The organism is Actinomadura xylanilytica (assembly GCF_030283145.1).
Lineage (GTDB): Bacteria > Actinomycetota > Actinomycetes > Streptosporangiales > Streptosporangiaceae > Spirillospora > Spirillospora xylanilytica.
In genome coordinates this window covers 422,147-438,549 of record NZ_JASNWE010000003.1, presented here as the reverse complement: position 1 = coordinate 438,549, position 16,403 = coordinate 422,147, and the positions used below count along the sequence as shown (strand labels likewise).

Sequence of the window (16,403 nt, the reverse complement as noted above, 5' to 3'; positions counted from 1 at the left end):
GTGAGCGACAACAAGGCCGGATTCACCCGCAGGGGCGTCCTCCAAGCGGGCACGGCGGCGGGTGCGGTCGCAGCCGTCTCCTGGGGCGCGCCCCTGGCCGGCACGGCCGCCGCCGAGACGGCCCCCGCCGCCGACTGGTCGGGCGCGTCGTGGATCTCGCATCCGGTCGTCGAGCCGTCCCTGGACGGCGCGTCCTGGATCTGGCACGCGGCCGACGCGTCCGCCCCCGGCAAGGTCGAGCGCGCCTTCCGGGGCGGCTTCACGGCGCCGGACGGCGCGTCCGGGGGCACGCTGCTGTTCAGCGGCGACGACGCGGTGGACGTGTACCTCAACGGCGAGCTGCTCGGGAGCACCCGCGCGATGCAGGCCCGCAACACCTTCGCCTGGCAGGTCGGGCAGCTCGTGGACCTCACCGGCAAGGTGAAGGCGGGCCGGAACGTGCTCGCCGTGCGCGGGGTGAACAGCGGCAGCTCGGCGGCCGTGATCGCGCGGGTGGAGGTCAGGGGGGCAGACGGCGGCGCCGTCCAGGGGGTCGACACCGGCGCCGAATGGCGGTCGGCCGCCGACGCCCCGGACGGCTGGGAGGCCCCCGGCTTCGACGATTCGGCGTGGCCCAAGGTCAAGGTGCTCGGCGCCTACGGGATCAGCCCGTGGAAGACCAACGTCCGCATCCCGCGCACGCCGGTCGAGTTCCGCCGCGGCTTCCGCGCGCGCAAGCCGGTCAGGTCCGCGGTGCTGCACGTGTCGGCGCTCGGGACCTACGAGGCGCGGCTGAACGGGAGCAAGGTGGGCGACGAGGAGCTCTCGCCCGGCTGGGTGGACTTCGCGCACAAGGTCCCGTACCAGACCCACGACGTCACCAGGCTGATCCGCTCCGGCGCCAACGAGATCGGCGCCACGGTCGCGGAGGGCTACTACGCGAGCATCCTGATGGGGGGCCAGCACCGCTTCGCCGACTCGATGGCCTTCCTCGCCGAGCTGGTCGTCCACTACCGGGACGGGTCCACCGACCGGATCGTCACCGGCCGCGACTGGAAGGCGGGCCACGGTCCTCTGACGCGGGCCACCCTGTACGACGGCGAGGAGTACGACGCGCGGCGCGCCGCCCTGCCGGTCACCGGGCCGGTGAAGGTCCGCTCCGACCTGTCCCCGCGGCTGTACGAGCTCGACCACGCGCCGGTGCGCGTGATCGGCACCGTCAAGGCCAGGTCGGTGACCGCGCTCCCCGGCGGCGTGCACCGGATCGATTTCGGGCGCAACTTCGCCGGCCGGGTGCGGATGACGGCCACCGGCCCGGCCGGCACCAGGATCCAGCTCAAGCACGCCGAGTGGCTGAACGCGGACGGCACCACCTACTTCGCCAACCTGCGCGGCGCCGACCAGCGCGACATCGTCACGCTGGCCGGTGCCCACCGTCCCGAACGGTACGTTCCCCGCTTCACCAGCCACGGGTTCCGCTACGTCGAGGTGACCGGCTATCCCGGCACCCCGACCGTGGACGACTTCGTCGCCGAGCAGCTCAGCGCCGACACGCCGGTGACCGGCGCGTTCAGCACGTCCAACGCCGACCTCAACGCGCTCCAGACGGCGCTGTTCGCCGGGCAGCGGTCCAACTTCACCGTGCTGCCGACCGACTGCCCGCAGCGCGACGAGCGGCTCGGCTGGGCCGGCGACGTGCTCGGCTTCGCCCCGACCGCCGCCTACAACGCCGACGTCGACGCCTACCTGCGAAGCTGGGTCACCTCGCTGCGGGAGGCCCAGCAGGAGGACGGCTCGGTGCCGAGCATCGCGCCGCGCGTCTACGACGGCGCCAACGGCGGCGCGGGCGTGTCCGGCTGGGGCGACGCGATCATCTTCGTGCCGTGGACGCTGTACGAGCGGTACGCCGACCGGCGGGTCCTCACCGAGAACTACGCGGCGATGGCCAAGTGGGTGGCCTTCCTCCAGACCGACTCCACCGGCCTGCTCCGTCCCCCGACCGCCTACGGCGACTGGCTGGCCGTGGACACCTCGCCCAAGGAGGTGGTCAACACCGCCTACTTCGCCCACTCGGTCCGGCTGCTCGCCAAGATCGCCCGGGTGCTCGGCCAGACCGCGGACGCGGCCCGGTACGACGCGCTGCTCGGCAAGATCAAGGACGCCTTCATCGCGGCGTACGTCTCCGCCGACGGCACCGTGCGCGGCGACACCCAGGCGGTCTACGTGCTGGCCCTCCAGTTCGGGCTGATGCCGGACGCGCTGCGCGAGAAGGCCGCCGAACGGCTCGTGGCCAAGGTGACGGCGGCCGGGTTCCACCTGTCCACCGGCTACCTCGCCACGCCCTACCTGCTGGACGTGCTCACCGAGGCCGGCCACCTCGACGTCGCCTACAAGGTGCTGCTGAACGACTCCTACCCCGGCTGGCTGTACATGCTGCGCCAGGGCGGCACCACACTCTGGGAGCGCTGGGACTCCCTGCAACCCGACGGGGTGTACCAGCGCAGCTCCTTCAACCACCACGCCCTCGGCGCGGTGGGCGACTGGATGTACCGCACCATCGCCGGGATCAACCCCGACGAGGCCCGGCCCGGCTACCGGCACAGCGTCATCAGGCCGCTGCCGGGTGGCGGCCTGACCAGCGCGCAGGGCTCGCTGCGGACCGGGTACGGCGAGCTGTCGAGCGCGTGGCGGGTGACCGGCTCCACCCTCCGGCTCACGGTGAAGGTGCCCCGCCGCACGACCGCCACGGTGCGCCTCCCGGCCGGTGCCACCGGGCCGGGGGGTCGCAAGCCCGACCGCACCGAGAACGGGACGGCGGTCTTCGAGGTCCGCTCGGGGACCTCGGCGTTCACCGCCCCGGCGCCCTGACGGCGATGCGACCCCGCGCTCAGAGGAAACGTGAGGTGAGGCCCTGATCCGCTGCGACTGAGCACGTGATCGGGGGATCCGCTCCGCAGGCGACGGCGAGCAGGCCCCGGCCGCACGGCCAGGGGTCCTGCTCGCCGAGCGTCCGCTTCACCGGGATGCGCGACGGCCACGCGGTCTACGAGGCCGGGTCCGGCCGCCTCACCTTCCGTTCCACCCACCGTTGAGGAGCATCGGCATGTCCGACGAGCTGTCCAGAAGAAGATTCGTGCAGGCCGGCGGCGTCGCGGCGGCGGCCGTCACCGCGGCCGGCGGCGCCACCGCCGCCTTCACCGCCACCGCCGCGCCGGCGGCGGCGGCCGAGCGGGCGGCCTCGCTCCGTCCGGCCGACCTCCAGGTCGACCACCTGCGCTCCCCCCTCGGCATCGACGACCCCGAGCCCACGCTGAGCTGGCGGTTCGCCCCCGGGCCGCGCAACCAGACGCAGACGGCCTACCAGGTCCGCGCCGCGAGCGGCGACCGGGCGCTCGCGCGGCCCGACCTCTGGGACTCCGGCAAGGTCGCCGGCGCGGCGGTGGAGGCCGTCTACGGCGGCCGGGCCCTGCGCTCCCGCGAGCGCGTCTCCTGGCAGGTGCGGGTCTGGGACGCCCAGGGCCGGGCCTCGCAGTGGAGCGAGCCGTCGCACTGGGAGATGGGGCTCCTGAAGCCCGGCGACTGGACGGCCCAGTGGATCGGGAACCCCGCCTGGACCGACCCGGTGCCCGTCCCGGTGACGGTCGAGTTCACCGCCCGCACCGCCCGGCACGTCCGCCTCGACGTGACCCGGCTCGGGCTGCCCATCAAGGAGGGTTGGCCCGACAAGGTGTCCCGGCTCCAGCTCGCCGCGATCCAGGTGCTGGACGGCGCCGCGCCCGGCACCGACCTCGCGCTGCACGCGCCGGTCACCGCGTCCGAGAGCTACACCGCCGCGGGCCAGTGGGAGCCCGAGGCGCTCACCGACGGCTCCCTGACCACCGACACCGCCCCGTTCGGCTACACCAGCATGGAACGCCACCAGCAGGACCTGGCCGAGCCGATCTGGATCCAGCTCGACCTGGGCGAACCGCGCCGCTTCGACCGCGTCCTGCTCTACCCGCGCACCGACGCGATGACCGACGACGGCAGGACGCCGAACGTCCCGGCGGACTTCACCGTCCGGACCTCGGACGACGGCAAGGCGTTCGACACCGCCAAGGAGGTCAAGGGGCAGCCGGCGCCCCCGCCGATGCACCGGCAGCCCGAGGCCCTGCCCGTTTTCGCCAAGGACTTCACGGTGTCCAGCCGGGTGCGCGAGGCCCGCCTGTACGCCACCGCCCTCGGCGTCCTCGACATCACCGTCAACGGGCGGGCGGTGAGCGGCGCGGTGCTGGAACCGCCCAACACCGCCCACAAGGAACGCCTCGTCTACTCCACCTACGACGTCACCCGCCTGCTGCGCAGCGGCGACAATGAGGTGCGCGCGGAGCTCGGCAACGGCATGGCCAACGTGCCGTCCACGCCGGGCCGCTACCAGAAGCTCGTCCGCTCGGACGGGGCGCCCGCGTTCATCGGCCAGCTGGAGATCACCTTCACCGACGGCCGCCGGACCGTGGTCGCCGCCGACACCACCTGGCGGACCGCGCTCGGCGCCACCACGTTCAGCAGCTGGTACGGCGGTGAGGACCACGACGCCCGGCGCGTCCCGAAGGACTGGCGGACGGCGGTGCGCCGCGACGCGCCCACCGCCCGGCTCGCCGCCCGGATGGCGCCGCCGATCGAGCAGGTCGAGACGCTGCGCACCAAGAAGATCACCAAGCCGAGGGACGGCGTGTACGTCGTCGACCTCGGCACCAACTTCGCCGGCTGGCCCCGGCTGCGGGTCGAAGGCCCGGCCGGCACCACGGTGACCATGCGGCCCGGGGAACTGCTGAACGACGACGGCACCGTCGGCCAGCACACCACCGGCAGCCCGATCTGGGACACCTACACCCTGTCGGGCAAGGGCACCGAGACCTGGCACCCCCGCTTCACCTACCACGGGTTCCGCTACCTCCAGCTGGAAGGGCTCCCGTCCGCCCCGGACGCCGGCACCGTCACCGGGATGGTGCTCCGCGCGGCCAACGCGCCCGCCGGCGCCTTCACCAGCTCGCACGCCCTCCTCAACGACATCCACAAGATCATCGACCGGGCCGTGCAGAGCAACATGTACTCGGTCCTCACCGACTGCCCGCACCGGGAGAAGCTCGGCTGGCTGGAGCAGACCAACCTGGTCTTCCCCGCCGTCGCCCGCAACTACGACGTCGCCGCCTACTACGGCGGGCTCGTCCGCGACATCGCCGAGGCCCAGACCTCCAGCGGCCTGGTCCCCGACATCGCGCCCGAGTTCACGGTGTTCTCCGGCGGCTTCCGCGACGACCCCAACTGGGGCAACGCGATCGTCTTCGCGCCCTGGCAGATGTACCGCGCCTACGGCGACGTGGCGACGCTGCGCACCTACTACCCCAACATGACGCGCTACCTGGACTACCTGACGGGCAAGGCGAAGGGGGACCTGCTCGACTACGGCCTGGGCGACTGGATCACCTTCGACCCGAGCACCCCCACCGGCGTGACCGCCACCTTCGGCTACCACCGCGCCGCGTCCGCCCTCGCCGGGATCGCCGGGGTCATCGGCAAGACCGCCGACGCCGAGCGCTACACCGCGCTGGCCAAGAGGATCGGAGCGGCGTTCAACGCCGCCTACCTCAAGGGCGACACCTACGCCTCGGGCAGCCAGGCGTGCGACGCCCTCGCGCTCGACATGGGCGTCGTCCCGGACGACCGGCGCGCGGCGGTGCTCGGCCACCTCGTCGCGAGCGTCACCGCCAAGGGCTACCACCTCACCGTCGGGGAGATCGCGCTCCCGTCGGTGTTCCGGGTGCTGTCGGCGGCCGGACGCGACGACGTCATCCACGCGGTCGCGACGCAGACCGGCAACCCGAGCTACGGCTACCAGGTCGCGCACGGCGCCACCTCGCTGACCGAGAACTGGGACGGCCCCACCTCCGGCAACTCGCAGAACCACTTCATGCTCGGCGCCATCGACGAGTGGTTCCACAACGGGCTCGCCGGGCTCGGGCAGGCCGACGACTCGGTCGGCTACCGGCACCTGCTCGTCCGGCCCGCCGTGGTCGGCGATATCACCCGCGCGGCGGCGGCCTACGAGACCCCGCGCGGCCGGGCCGCCGCGTCCTGGCGCCGCACCGGCAAGCGGCTGCGCCTGGACGTCACCGTCCCGCCCGGCGCGACCGCCCGCGTCGAGGTCCCCCTGCTCGGTGGCACCGGACAGCCGAAGGCCCCCGCCGACGCCCGCTGGACCGGCGTCCAGGACGGGCGCGGGGTCTTCGAGATCGGCTCCGGCGACTGGACCTTCGAAGGAGCGTCCGCATGACCCCGTCCCCGTCCCGGCGCCGTTTCCCGGGGGCCGGGGCCGTTCTCCCGGGGGCTCCGCCTCGCCGGAGGGTGCTCAGGAGAGCAGGGCGAACTCCAGATGGGCCGAGACGACCCAGTTGGGGGCGTCGACGACTTCGGAGATCTTGAGGTCGGCGGCGACGCTCGCCAGCAGGTAGGCGTCGACCGGATGCATCCCGGTGCGCGCCACCACCTCGTCGATCAGGCGCCGGGCCGCGTCCCGGGTGGCCTCCATCAGGTCCGGGCCGATCCCGGTGGTGGCGAGCGCGGCGCCGGTGCGCTGGGAGCGCGGATCGGTGTGCACGACGGGCGTCCGGGGCGCGCCGCCGCGGTGCAGGCCGACCCGGAGCCGGACGGCGGCGTCGGTCTCGACGCCGGTGCCGCAGACCTCGCCGTCGCCCATCGCGGCGTGCGCGTCGCCGACCGACAGCAGGGCGCCCTCCACCCCGACCGGCAGGATCAGCCGGGCGCCGGGGCCGATGTGCCGGACGTCGAGGTTGCCGCCCCAGCGGCGCGGCGGGACGATCGAGTGCTCACCCGGCTCCGGCGGCGCCGTCCCGATCGTGCCGATCATCGGGACGACCGGGACGGGCAGGCCGGGCAGCAGCTCGGCCCCGTCCGCGCCGATCGTGGAGATCCGCAGGTGCGGGTCGGGGAACTGGTCGGCGAGCAGGCCGAACCCCGGGATGCAGGCCGTCCAGCCCCAGTCGCCCACCTCGACCTCGAGCACGTCGATGACCAGCGCGTCGCCGGGCTCGGCGCCCTCGATCCGGAACGGGCCGGTGACCGGGTTGACCCGGCCGAAGTCGAGGTCGGCGACCTCGGCGGTCACCGAGTCGCGGCCGAGCTGGCCGCCGCTCGACTCCGCCGTCTCCAGGGTGATCTCCTCGCCGGGCGCCAGGACGGCCAGGGGCGGGATCGCGTTGTCCCAGGCGTTGTGCGCGCTGGTGCGGCGGAAGTGCATCAGTCCTCCAACTTCAGGTCGCTGCCACGGCCGGTGCGGGTGAACACCAGCAGTACCACGGCCCCGACGGCGAGCCAGATCAGTCCGCCGATCTTGGCCCGGTCGTCGGCGTTCACCAGCACCGAGCCGATGATCACGAAGCCGAGCGCCGGCGCCAGCATGTGCAGGTGCCACCTGGTGCTCCGGTTCCGCAGCTTGAAGTGCACGAACACCGCCACGTGCAGCATCAGGAAGGAGAACAGCGCGCCGAAGTTGACCAGCGACGACAGCAGGTCGATCTGCCCGGTGAAGAACAGCCCGAGCACCAGCGAGATCGCCGCCACGAACAGGATGGCCCGCTCGGGCGTCTTGCGGGTCGGGTGCACGTGCGCCAGGAACCTCGGCAGCTTGCGGTCGCGGGCCATGCTGAACAGCAGCCGCGAGGTGGCGGCCTGCGCGACCAGGGAGTTGGCGATGCCGGTGGCCAGCGCGGCGGCGACCGCGACGGTGATCTTCAGCCAGTGCCCGCCGGCGATCTCGGCGATGTCGTAGAACGCCGAGTTGGTGGCGTCCCCGTCGGCGAACGACTCGCGGCCGGGCACCAGCAGCGCGGCGACGTAGGTCTGCACGACGAACAGCGCGGCGACCACGCACAGCGCGATCAGGGTGCCGCGGCCGACCAGCTTGCGGTCGCCGTCGCGGACCTCCTCCGACAGGGTGGAGATGCCGTCGAAGCCGAGGAAGCTCAGCACCGCGATGGACAGCGCCCCGAAGATCAGGCCGGGGGTGAGCACCTCGGGCTTGAGCAGCGGGTCCAGGGAGAAGTGCGCGCCGTTCTCCCCGTTGACCACGGCGGCCAGGCCGAAGCCGACGAACAGCGCCAGCACCACCAGCTCACCGCACAGGAAGATCCGGTTGAGCCGCGCGGTGGACTCGATCCCGGTGAAGTTGATCACCGTGTTGACCAGCACGAACACGATGACCCAGGCCCACTGCGGGACGGCCGGGACCAGCGAGGTCAGCGCCGCCGCGCTCATCACGTACAGCAGGGTCGGGATGAGCAGGTAGTCCAGCAGGATCGCCCAGCCGGCCAGGAAGCCGACCTTGGGGTTGATGCCGCGGCCCGCGTAGGCGTACACCGATCCGGCGATCGGGAACGCGCGGGACATCTCCCGGTAGCTGAGCGCGGTGAACAGCATCGCGACCAGGCCGATGAGGTAGGTGAGGGCGACCATGCCCTTGGAGCCGTTGAACACGACGCCGAAGATGGTGAACGGCGCGATCGGCACCATGAACACCAGGCCGTAGATCACCAGGTCGGCGAGGCTGAGCGAGCGCTTGAGCTCCTGGGCGTAGCCGAACGAGCTCAGCGTGCCCTCGCCGCTGCCGACGGGGGCCGCGCCCGCGCCCGCGCCCGGCGCGGTCGGGTCGGAGGATCCGGGCTCGGGTGTGCCCGGCCGGGGGCTGGCGGTGGTCATCTGCGCGGGCGCCTTTCAGGGTGTGCGGGTGTTCAGGGGGCGGGCGGCGGCACATCGGCGCTGGTGCGCCGCCGTGATCCAGAGGCCGGTGACCGGCCGGCGATCGGTCAGCGGTCGCCGAGGAACCCGGCGACCGCCGCGAGGCAGGCGTCCTTCTCCTCGACGTGCGGCATGTGGCTGGACTCCTCGAAGACCTGCCAGCGGACGTCGGGGATCCGGTCGGCGTACGGCTGGACCGCCGCGGGCGTCGCCTCGTCGTACCGGCCGGAGATCAGCAGCGTCGGCACCGCGATCCGGTTCAGCCGGTCGATGATCGACCAGTTCCGCAGCGTGCCGACCACGTGGAACTCGCTCGGCCCGTTCATCGTGTGGTAGACGGTCGGATCGTCGTCGATCGCCGCGAAGGTGCGGGCCACCTCGTCCGGCCAGGGGATCCGGCACACGTGCCGGTCGTAGAAGACCCGCATGGCGGTGGCGTACTCGGCCGAGCCGGTGGTGCCGCCGGCCTCGTGCTCGCGCAGCGTGGCCTCGACCTCGGCCGGCAGCCCCAGCCGGAGCCCCGCTGCCGCGGCGAGCCACAGCGGCATCGAGGCGGGCGAGTCGGCGATCACCAGCGACCGCAGGCCCGCCGGGCGCCGCACCGCGTGCTCGGCGCCGAGCATGCCGCCCCAGGACTGTCCCAGCAGATGGTACCCGCCGTCGACGCCGAGGTGGACGATCAGGTTGTCCAGCTCGGCGAGGAACAGCTCGACCGTCCAGAAGTCGGCGCCCCGGTCCCGCAGGTGGGTGGAGCGCCCGTTGCCGAGCTGGTCGTAGTGGATCACCTGGCGGCCGGTCAGGGCGGCCAGCTCCGCGAACGACAGGACGTAGTCGTGCGTGCAGCCGGGACCCCCGTGCAGCACCACGAGCGGCGCCCTTCCCGAGGCGGGCGGCCCGGTCACGCGGTACCAGGTCCGGTGGCCGCGGAACTCGGCGAACCCCTCGACGACGGCCGGTCCGGTCACGCTGATCTCCTTCTGAGCTGGGGGAACGTGCTGCGATGCGAGGATATGCGGTAAAAGGTCTGAATCCCAGACCTTTATGTAACGTTAGTGTTCCCCAAGGTGGAACCGGACGGCGGGGAGGGGGTGGCACGGTGGTCCACGACCCGCTCGGGCCGCTGCGCCCGGCGCGCACCGGCGAGCAGGTCGCGCACCGGCTGGCCACCGCGATCGCGCTCGGCGAGTTCACCCTCGGCGACCGGCTGCCGAGCGAGCGCGACCTCGCGACCCTGCTCCAGGTGAGCCGCGAGAGCGTCCGGGCGGCGCTGCGGCTGCTGGCCGGATCGGGGCTGGTCGAGACCCGGCGCGGCCGGGGCGGCGGCGCGTTCGTCCGGGCCGAGTGGGGCGAGGTCAGCGAGAGCGCCGTCCGCGGCGCCCTGCTCGACCGGTGGGAGGAGTTCGAGCAGCTCTTCGACTACCGCCGCCTGGTCGAGGCCATGATCGCCCGGACCGCGGCCGAGCGCGCCACCGGCGCCGACCGCGACGCCGTCCGGCGGGCGCTGGCGGGCTTCGACGGCGCGGCGACCCCCGCCGAGGCCCGCGAGTTCGACGTCGCGCTGCACCAGGCGGTGGCCCGCGCCACCGGCAATCCCCGGCTGGTCCGGCTGCACGAGCGGCTGCTCTCGGAGGTCAGCCTCGGGGTGTCCGCCGAGCCCTACACCTGGGCGATCTACGAGGAGGCCCGGCCGCACCACCACGCGCTCGCCGACGCGATCACGGCGGGCGACGGCGACGCGGCGGCGCGCATCGCCGAGCGGCACTTCGCGATCACCGAGGTCGCGGTGCGGCGGCTCGCCGACCGCGTCGGCCGCCCCGAGCCCGAACGCCCCGCCCTCTGAACGCCCTTGACATCCCGCGCCGCGGGCGGTCCGGTAAGCGCCTCAGCCGTCGCGCGAGCGCGCTACCTGGCCGGTGAGGCGATGCCGAAGGCGAGCCTCACCGGCCAGATCGCGAAGCGATGTCGCGCTCGCCCAAGCACGGTCGGCGTCCGAGCCGCCAGGCGAGGGCGCCGGGCCGGGCTTGAAATATGACTCAGCCGTGCTCGCGGGCGTAGGCGGCCTGCTCGGCGGGCAGCCAGCCGCGCCGTTCCAGCTCGTCCAGCAGGCGGTGGAACGGCTCGGCGAACCGCTCGGCCGCGCCGGGCCGGGGCTCCACGACCGTGCGGATCCGCACCATCGACTCGGCGATGTCGGCCGGCGACCGGCCCTCCGTGGTCCCGTACGCGGCGAGGACGGCCATGCCGAGGGCGGCGTCGGCGTGCTCGGGGATCCGGGCCGGGCGGCCGAGGACGTCGGCGCGGAGCCCGCACCAGTACGCGCTGCGTGCCGCGCCCCCGGTGAAGGTGATCGGGCCCTCGACGTCGGCGCCGAGCTGCCGGACGTAGGCCAGCGCCAGCCGCTCGATGAGCGCGACGCCCTGGAGCAGGGCCGCGTGCCGGTCGCCCTCGCCCGCCGGATCGCCCAGCACGAAGCCCTCGGCCTGCGGGGCGAGGAAGGGGAAGCGCTCGCCGCGGGAGACCAGCGGGTAGGCCAGCGCCCCGGACGGCTCATGGGCGGCGGCCAGCTCGTCCAGCCGGGCGAGGTCGCCGGACAGCACGCCCGCCCCGACGCTGGAGGCGCCGCCGGGCAGCCAGGCGCCGTCCGGCGCGCGGTGGCTGTACATGACCCCCGCCGGGTCGCGGACGGGCGCGGCGGTCACCCCCTTGAGCACCAGGGTGGTGCCGAGCACCGAGTTCCACCGGCCGAGCCCGAGCGCGCCCGAGCCGAGCTGGGCGGCGCAGCCGTCGGTCATCCCGGCGATCACCGGGGTGCCGGCCGCCAGGCCGGTCTCCGCGGCGGCGCGGGCGCCGACCTCGCCGAGCCGGGTCCCGGGCCGGACCACCTCGGGGAACAGCGAGGCGGGCAGGCCGAGCCGCTCGTGCGCCTCGCGCGGCCAGCCCTCGGCCTGGAGGTCGTAGCCGGTCTTGAGCGCGTGGCTGGAGTCGGTGCCGGCGGGCGCGCCGATGAGCCGGGAGACGACGAGGTCGGCCTGGTGGGTGATCCGCGCGCCGTCCAGGAGGCCGGGGTGGGCGCGGGCCAGCCACAGCACCTTGGCCAGCGCCCAGGAGGGCTGGATGCGCACGCCGAGCCGGTCCCAGAGCCCGTCCCCGGCCTCCTGTGCGGCGCGCGCCTCGGCGGGCGCCCGGCCGTCGTCGTACATCAGCCCGCCGGTCCGCGGCTCGCCGTCCGGCCCGGCCAGCAGCACGGTGCCGGAGGTGCTGCACACGGCCAGCCCGCGGACCGCGGCGGACGGCACGCCGGCGAGCGCGGCGCGGGTGGCCTGCACGACGGCGGCCCACCAGTCGGCGGGGTCCTGCTCGTGCCACCCGCCGTCGCGCCGTCCGGTGAGCGGCGCCGAGCCGCGCCCGGCGACCCGTCCGGCGGCGGTGACGGCCAGCGTCCGGACGCCCTGGGTGCCGACGTCGATGCCGACCCAGACGGCCTCCGGGGACCCCTCTCGCACGATATGACTCCTAAGTTTTCGCGTCGAATCATGTGAACTTACAACAGGTGAACGTTAATTCATGTCGGTACGGTACCTGGCGGACCCGGCCAAAACCGCGATGCGCAGGGGCTTGACGCGATACGGGCTGGTGTTACAAGCTCTGTGACGCGGCTCTCGCAGTGTTAACAGCAGGGCCCTCGTGCGCCCGTCCCGCCGCCGGCTCCGGGAAGGTCCCGCCGCCCGGCGCGCCGCCACGGGAGGATCGGATTATGACCAAGGACAGCACCGGCCGGCGCGGCCCCGAAGGGCGCCGGCGGGACATCGCCGATCATGTACTCTCCGCGGGCTCGGTCACCGCCGCCGACCTCGCCGAACGATTCGGCGTGAGCCTGATGACGATCCATCGCGACTTCGACGAACTCGAGCGCCAGGGCATCGTGCGCAAGCATCGCGGCGGCGTCACCGCCCAGCCGTCCGGGGTGTTCGAGAGCAACGTCTCCTACCGGATGAAGTCGATGGAGGCCGCCAAGGACGCCATCGCCGGGCGCGCGGTCGAGCTGATCGAGCCGGGCATGGCGGTGATGCTCGACGACTCCACCACCACGCTCGCGGTGGCCCGCCGGCTCGCCGGCATCACGCCGCTGACCGTCATCACCAACTTCCGGGAGGCGATCAACCTGCTCGCCCGGCAGCCCGACATCCGCCTGCTGGCGCTCGGCGGCGACTACGACCCGCTGCACGACTCCTTCCTCGGGGTGTCGTGCGTGGACGCGATCGGGGCGCTCAACGTGGACCTGTGCTTCGTGTCCACCTCGGCGGTGTCCGGCGGCTTCGCCTACCACCAGGAGCAGCACATCGTGTCGGTCAAGCGCGCCATGCTCGGCGCCGCGGCCCGCAACGTGCTGCTGCTCGACCATTCCAAGCTGGGCCGCGTGGCGCTGCACCGGGTGGCGCCGCTCTCGGCGTTCGACCGCGTCATCGTCGACGACGGCGCCGGCGCCGAGGTGCTGCGCGACCTCGACGAGCAGAAGGTGGCCTACGAGCTGGCGCGGACGTGACCCCGTTCCCCTGGTGATCGCCTACTCCCTGGGCTGACCGGCGGCGGCGAAGGAAGGGCCGGAAGGAGCGCCCCCGGTGCCGGGGGCGCTTTTCGGGCTGCCCGGGAACGCTGAGAAAAACGTTTTAACCGGTTGCTCCGAAGTTCTTGACACCCTGTTCGAGCACCTTCTAGCGTCAACTCCACATTAATTAACGTGATCTTCACAGATCTGTTGTTAAGTGATTGGAGTGGGCCGGTGACCGGTTCCGAGCACGTGCTGCTCACCCCCTATGGCCTGCGCTGCGACCACCGGGCCGAGCCGCTGGGGCTCGACGCGGGGACGCCGCTGCTGTCCTGGCGGCTGCGGTCGGGCCGGCGGGGCGACGCGCCCGCCGCGTACCGGGTGCGCGTCCGCACCGAGGACGGCGTGCTCGTCTGGGACACCGGCGAGGTGGCCGACCCGGAGGCCGCGTCCGCCCGCTACGCGGGCCCCCTCCTGCGGCCCCGCACCCGCTACCGCTGGCAGGTCTCGGTCACCGCCGCGGACGGCGCGGTGGGCGCGGCGGAGTCCTGGTTCGAGACCGGGATGCTCGGTCCGTCCGCCTGGACGGCCTCCTGGATCGCGCACGACCCCGCCGCGCTCGACGTCATGAACGCCCCCGAGGAGGGCGAGCTGGCCCTGGCCGACCACGGCCTCCAGCCCGCCGTCCGGCTGCGCCGCCCGTTCGAGGCGCCCGCCGCGCCGGTGCGCGCCCGCCTCTACGTCACCGCCCGCGGCCTGTACGAGATGCGCGTCAACGGCGCCCGCGTCGGCGACGCCGAGCTGGCCCCCGGCTGGACCGATTACCGCGACCGGATCGATTACCAGACCTACGACGTGACCGGCCTGGTCCGCGCGGGCGGGAACGTGCTCGCCGCGACCCTCGCGGACGGCTGGTGGAGCGGCTTCGTCGGCTTCGACCCGCGCCGCTCCGGCGCGCACTACGGCACGTTCCCGCAGCTCCTAGCCGAGCTGCACCTCGAATACGCCGACGGCACGACCGGGATCCTGGCCACCGGCGGCGACTGGGAGACGGCCCGGTCGCCCATCCGGTACGCCGACCTGCTGATGGGGGAGTGCCACGACCTCCGCCTCGAGACCCCCGGCTGGGACCTCCCCGCGGAACGGGCACGGCCCGAGGCGACGCAGGACCGGGAGACCGAGCCCGAAGAGCCGCGTCCGGCGCAGTCACAGCCGGCGGAGTCACAGCCGGCGGAGTCGCGGCCCGAAGGGACCGCGGCCGGCCGCGCGTCCGGGGACGGCTGGCTGCCCGCGTACGTCGCGGGCACCGACCGCGCGCTGCTCACCGCGTCCGTGGCGCAGCCCGTCCGGGCCGTCCAGGAGCTGGCGCCCCGCACCGTCACCCGGTTCGAGGACGGCCGCCACCTGGTCGACTTCGGGCAGAACTTCGCCGGCCGCGTCCGGGTCACCGCCCGCGGCCTGGCGCCCGGCGACCGGGTGGTGGTCCGGCACGGCGAGACCCTGGACGACCGGGGCCGCCTCTACACCGACAACCTGCGCACCGCGGCGGCCACGGACGTGCTCGTCGCGGGCGCCGACGACGAGACGATCTTCGAGCCGCGGTTCACCTACCACGGCTTCCGCTACGCCGAGGTGACCGGCCTCACCGCCCTCGGCACCGGCGACATCACCGGCGTGGTGCTGCACAGCGACACCCCGTGGGCGGGCGAGTTCGCCTGCTCCGACCCCGAGCTCGACCGGCTGCACCAGTCCATCGCCTGGGGGCAGCGCTCCAACTTCGTGAGCGTCCCCACCGACTGCCCCCAGCGCGACGAGCGGCTCGGCTGGCTCGCCGACGCGCAGGTGTTCCTCCCGACCGCCTGCCTCAACGCCGACGTGGCCGCCTTCTTCGACGGCTGGCTGCGCGACGTCCGCGGCGCCCGGTCGGCGGACGGCGGCTTCAGCAACGTGGCGCCGAGACTGGCCGGGGTGGCCGACGAGGGCGCGCCCGGCTGGGGCGACGCGGGCGTTCTGGTGCCCTGGCACCTGTACCGGGTCTACGGCGACGAGCGGGTGCTGGTCCGCAACTTCGACGCGATGTGCGGCTGGGTCGACTTCGTCCACCGGCACAACCCCGACCTGGTGTGGAACCGCCGCGTCGGCCCGCACTTCGCCGACTGGCTCGCGCCGACGCCGACGCCGCGCGACGTGGTCGCCACCGCCTACTTCGCCCGCAGCGCCGACCTGACCGCCCGCGCCGCGGAGGTCCTCGGCCACCCCGACGCCGCCGAGCGGTACGGGACGCTCGCCGGCCACATCCGCAAGACCTTCACCGAGCGGTTCGTGACGCCGGACGGCCGGATCGAGGGCGACACCCAGACCGGCTACCTGCTGGCCCTGGCCTTCGGCCTGCTGCCCGCCGAGCTCGTGCCGGGCGCCGCGGACCGCCTGGCCGAACTCGTCGAGGCGGCCGGACCCGGCCTGACCACCGGGTTCCTCGGCGTCGGCCTGATCGCGCCCGTCCTGGACGCGCACGGCCGCGCCGACCTCGCGCACGCCCTGCTGACCCGCGCCGAACCGCCGTCCTGGCTGCATCCGCTGCGGAACGGCGCCACCACCATCTGGGAGCGGTGGGACGGCTACACCGCCGGACGCGGCTTCCAGGCCGCCGCGATGAACTCGTTCAACCACTACTCGCTCGGCTCGATCGGCGAGTGGCTCTACCAGGGTGTCGCCGGGCTGGCGCAGGCGCCCGCGTCGACCGGCTACCGGGAACTGCTGATCCGCCCCCGTCCCGGCGGCCTGACCTGGGCCCGCGCGTCGTACGAGTCGGTGCGCGGCACGGTGAGCACCGCCTGGACCCGCGAGGGCGGCGGGTTCCGGCTGGAGGTGTCGGTGCCACCGGGGGCGTCCGCCGTGGTGCACATTCCCGCGGCCGATCCCGGCGGGGTCAGGGAGAGCGGGATCCCGGCGGCCGAGGCCGCCGGCGTACGGATCGTCGGCACGGAGCCGGGAGCGCTCCGCTGCCGGGTGACATCGGGGGAGTTCCGCTTCACCGCGGACGTTCATTGACCACCGTCCCCAAGGGGGACGGCCCCGGCGACCC

10 protein-coding genes are annotated in these 16,403 nt (G+C 73.8%); 6 read left to right on the top strand and 4 right to left on the bottom strand.

Annotated features, from left to right (window positions below; genetic code table 11):
- From QP090_RS19880 to QP090_RS19870, 3 genes are all read left to right on the top strand, one after another.
- Window positions 1–2,847: an alpha-L-rhamnosidase gene (locus QP090_RS19880; protein WP_285940600.1), complete on the top strand. Its 2,847-nt coding sequence runs from the start codon at window positions 1–3 to the stop codon at window positions 2,845–2,847.
- Window positions 2,848–2,912: 65 nt separating this feature from the next.
- A complete protein-coding gene (locus QP090_RS19875) occupies window positions 2,913–3,071 on the top strand; it encodes a hypothetical protein (RefSeq protein ID WP_285940598.1) in 159 nt (52 codons plus the stop codon).
- Window positions 3,072–3,082: 11 nt separating this feature from the next.
- Window positions 3,083–6,292 carry a family 78 glycoside hydrolase catalytic domain gene (locus QP090_RS19870; protein ID WP_285940596.1) on the top strand — a complete coding sequence of 1,070 codons (3,210 nt, stop codon included), beginning with the start codon at window positions 3,083–3,085 and terminating at the stop codon, window positions 6,290–6,292.
- Window positions 6,293–6,367: 75 nt separating this feature from the next.
- Here the strand turns inward: QP090_RS19870 and QP090_RS19865 are convergent, their stop codons facing one another.
- The 3 genes from QP090_RS19865 to QP090_RS19855 form a co-directional block, all read right to left on the bottom strand.
- Window positions 6,368–7,276, bottom strand: coding sequence for an acetamidase/formamidase family protein (locus QP090_RS19865; protein WP_285940594.1), 909 nt, complete (start codon window positions 7,274–7,276; stop codon window positions 6,368–6,370).
- Window positions 7,276–8,733: an APC family permease gene (locus QP090_RS19860; protein ID WP_285940592.1), complete on the bottom strand. Its 1,458-nt coding sequence runs from the start codon at window positions 8,731–8,733 to the stop codon at window positions 7,276–7,278. The genes QP090_RS19865 and QP090_RS19860 overlap by 1 nt, the downstream gene beginning before the upstream one ends.
- 107 nt (window positions 8,734–8,840) lie before the next feature.
- Window positions 8,841–9,737 carry a proline iminopeptidase-family hydrolase gene (locus QP090_RS19855; protein WP_285940590.1) on the bottom strand — a complete coding sequence of 299 codons (897 nt, stop codon included), beginning with the start codon at window positions 9,735–9,737 and terminating at the stop codon, window positions 8,841–8,843.
- A 131-nt stretch (window positions 9,738–9,868) separates the two neighbouring features.
- Between QP090_RS19855 and QP090_RS19850 the strand changes: the two genes are divergently transcribed.
- Window positions 9,869–10,612, top strand: coding sequence for a FadR/GntR family transcriptional regulator (locus tag QP090_RS19850; protein WP_285940588.1), 744 nt, complete (start codon window positions 9,869–9,871; stop codon window positions 10,610–10,612).
- A gap of 193 nt (window positions 10,613–10,805) precedes the next feature.
- Here the strand turns inward: QP090_RS19850 and QP090_RS19845 are convergent, their stop codons facing one another.
- Window positions 10,806–12,275: an FGGY-family carbohydrate kinase gene (locus tag QP090_RS19845; protein WP_285940586.1), complete on the bottom strand. Its 1,470-nt coding sequence runs from the start codon at window positions 12,273–12,275 to the stop codon at window positions 10,806–10,808.
- Window positions 12,276–12,526: 251 nt separating this feature from the next.
- On the opposite strand from QP090_RS19845, the gene QP090_RS19840 reads away from it, so the two are divergent.
- Complete coding sequence (locus QP090_RS19840) at window positions 12,527–13,315, top strand: DeoR/GlpR family DNA-binding transcription regulator (protein ID WP_285940584.1); 789 nt, start codon at window positions 12,527–12,529, stop codon at window positions 13,313–13,315.
- Between the two features lie 195 nt (window positions 13,316–13,510).
- Window positions 13,511–16,369 carry an alpha-L-rhamnosidase gene (locus tag QP090_RS19835; protein WP_285940582.1) on the top strand — a complete coding sequence of 953 codons (2,859 nt, stop codon included), beginning with the start codon at window positions 13,511–13,513 and terminating at the stop codon, window positions 16,367–16,369.
- Window positions 16,370–16,403: the final 34 nt, after the last annotated feature.

Coding starts and splice junctions, on each gene's coding strand:
- QP090_RS19870 (WP_285940596.1), top strand. CDS start 3,083: ATGTCCGACGAGCTGTCCAGAAGAAGATTCGTGCAGGCCGGCGGCGTC.
- QP090_RS19865 (WP_285940594.1), bottom strand. CDS start 7,276: ATGCACTTCCGCCGCACCAGCGCGCACAACGCCTGGGACAACGCGATC.
- QP090_RS19860 (WP_285940592.1), bottom strand. CDS start 8,733: ATGACCACCGCCAGCCCCCGGCCGGGCACACCCGAGCCCGGATCCTCC.
- QP090_RS19840 (WP_285940584.1), top strand. CDS start 12,527: ATGACCAAGGACAGCACCGGCCGGCGCGGCCCCGAAGGGCGCCGGCGG.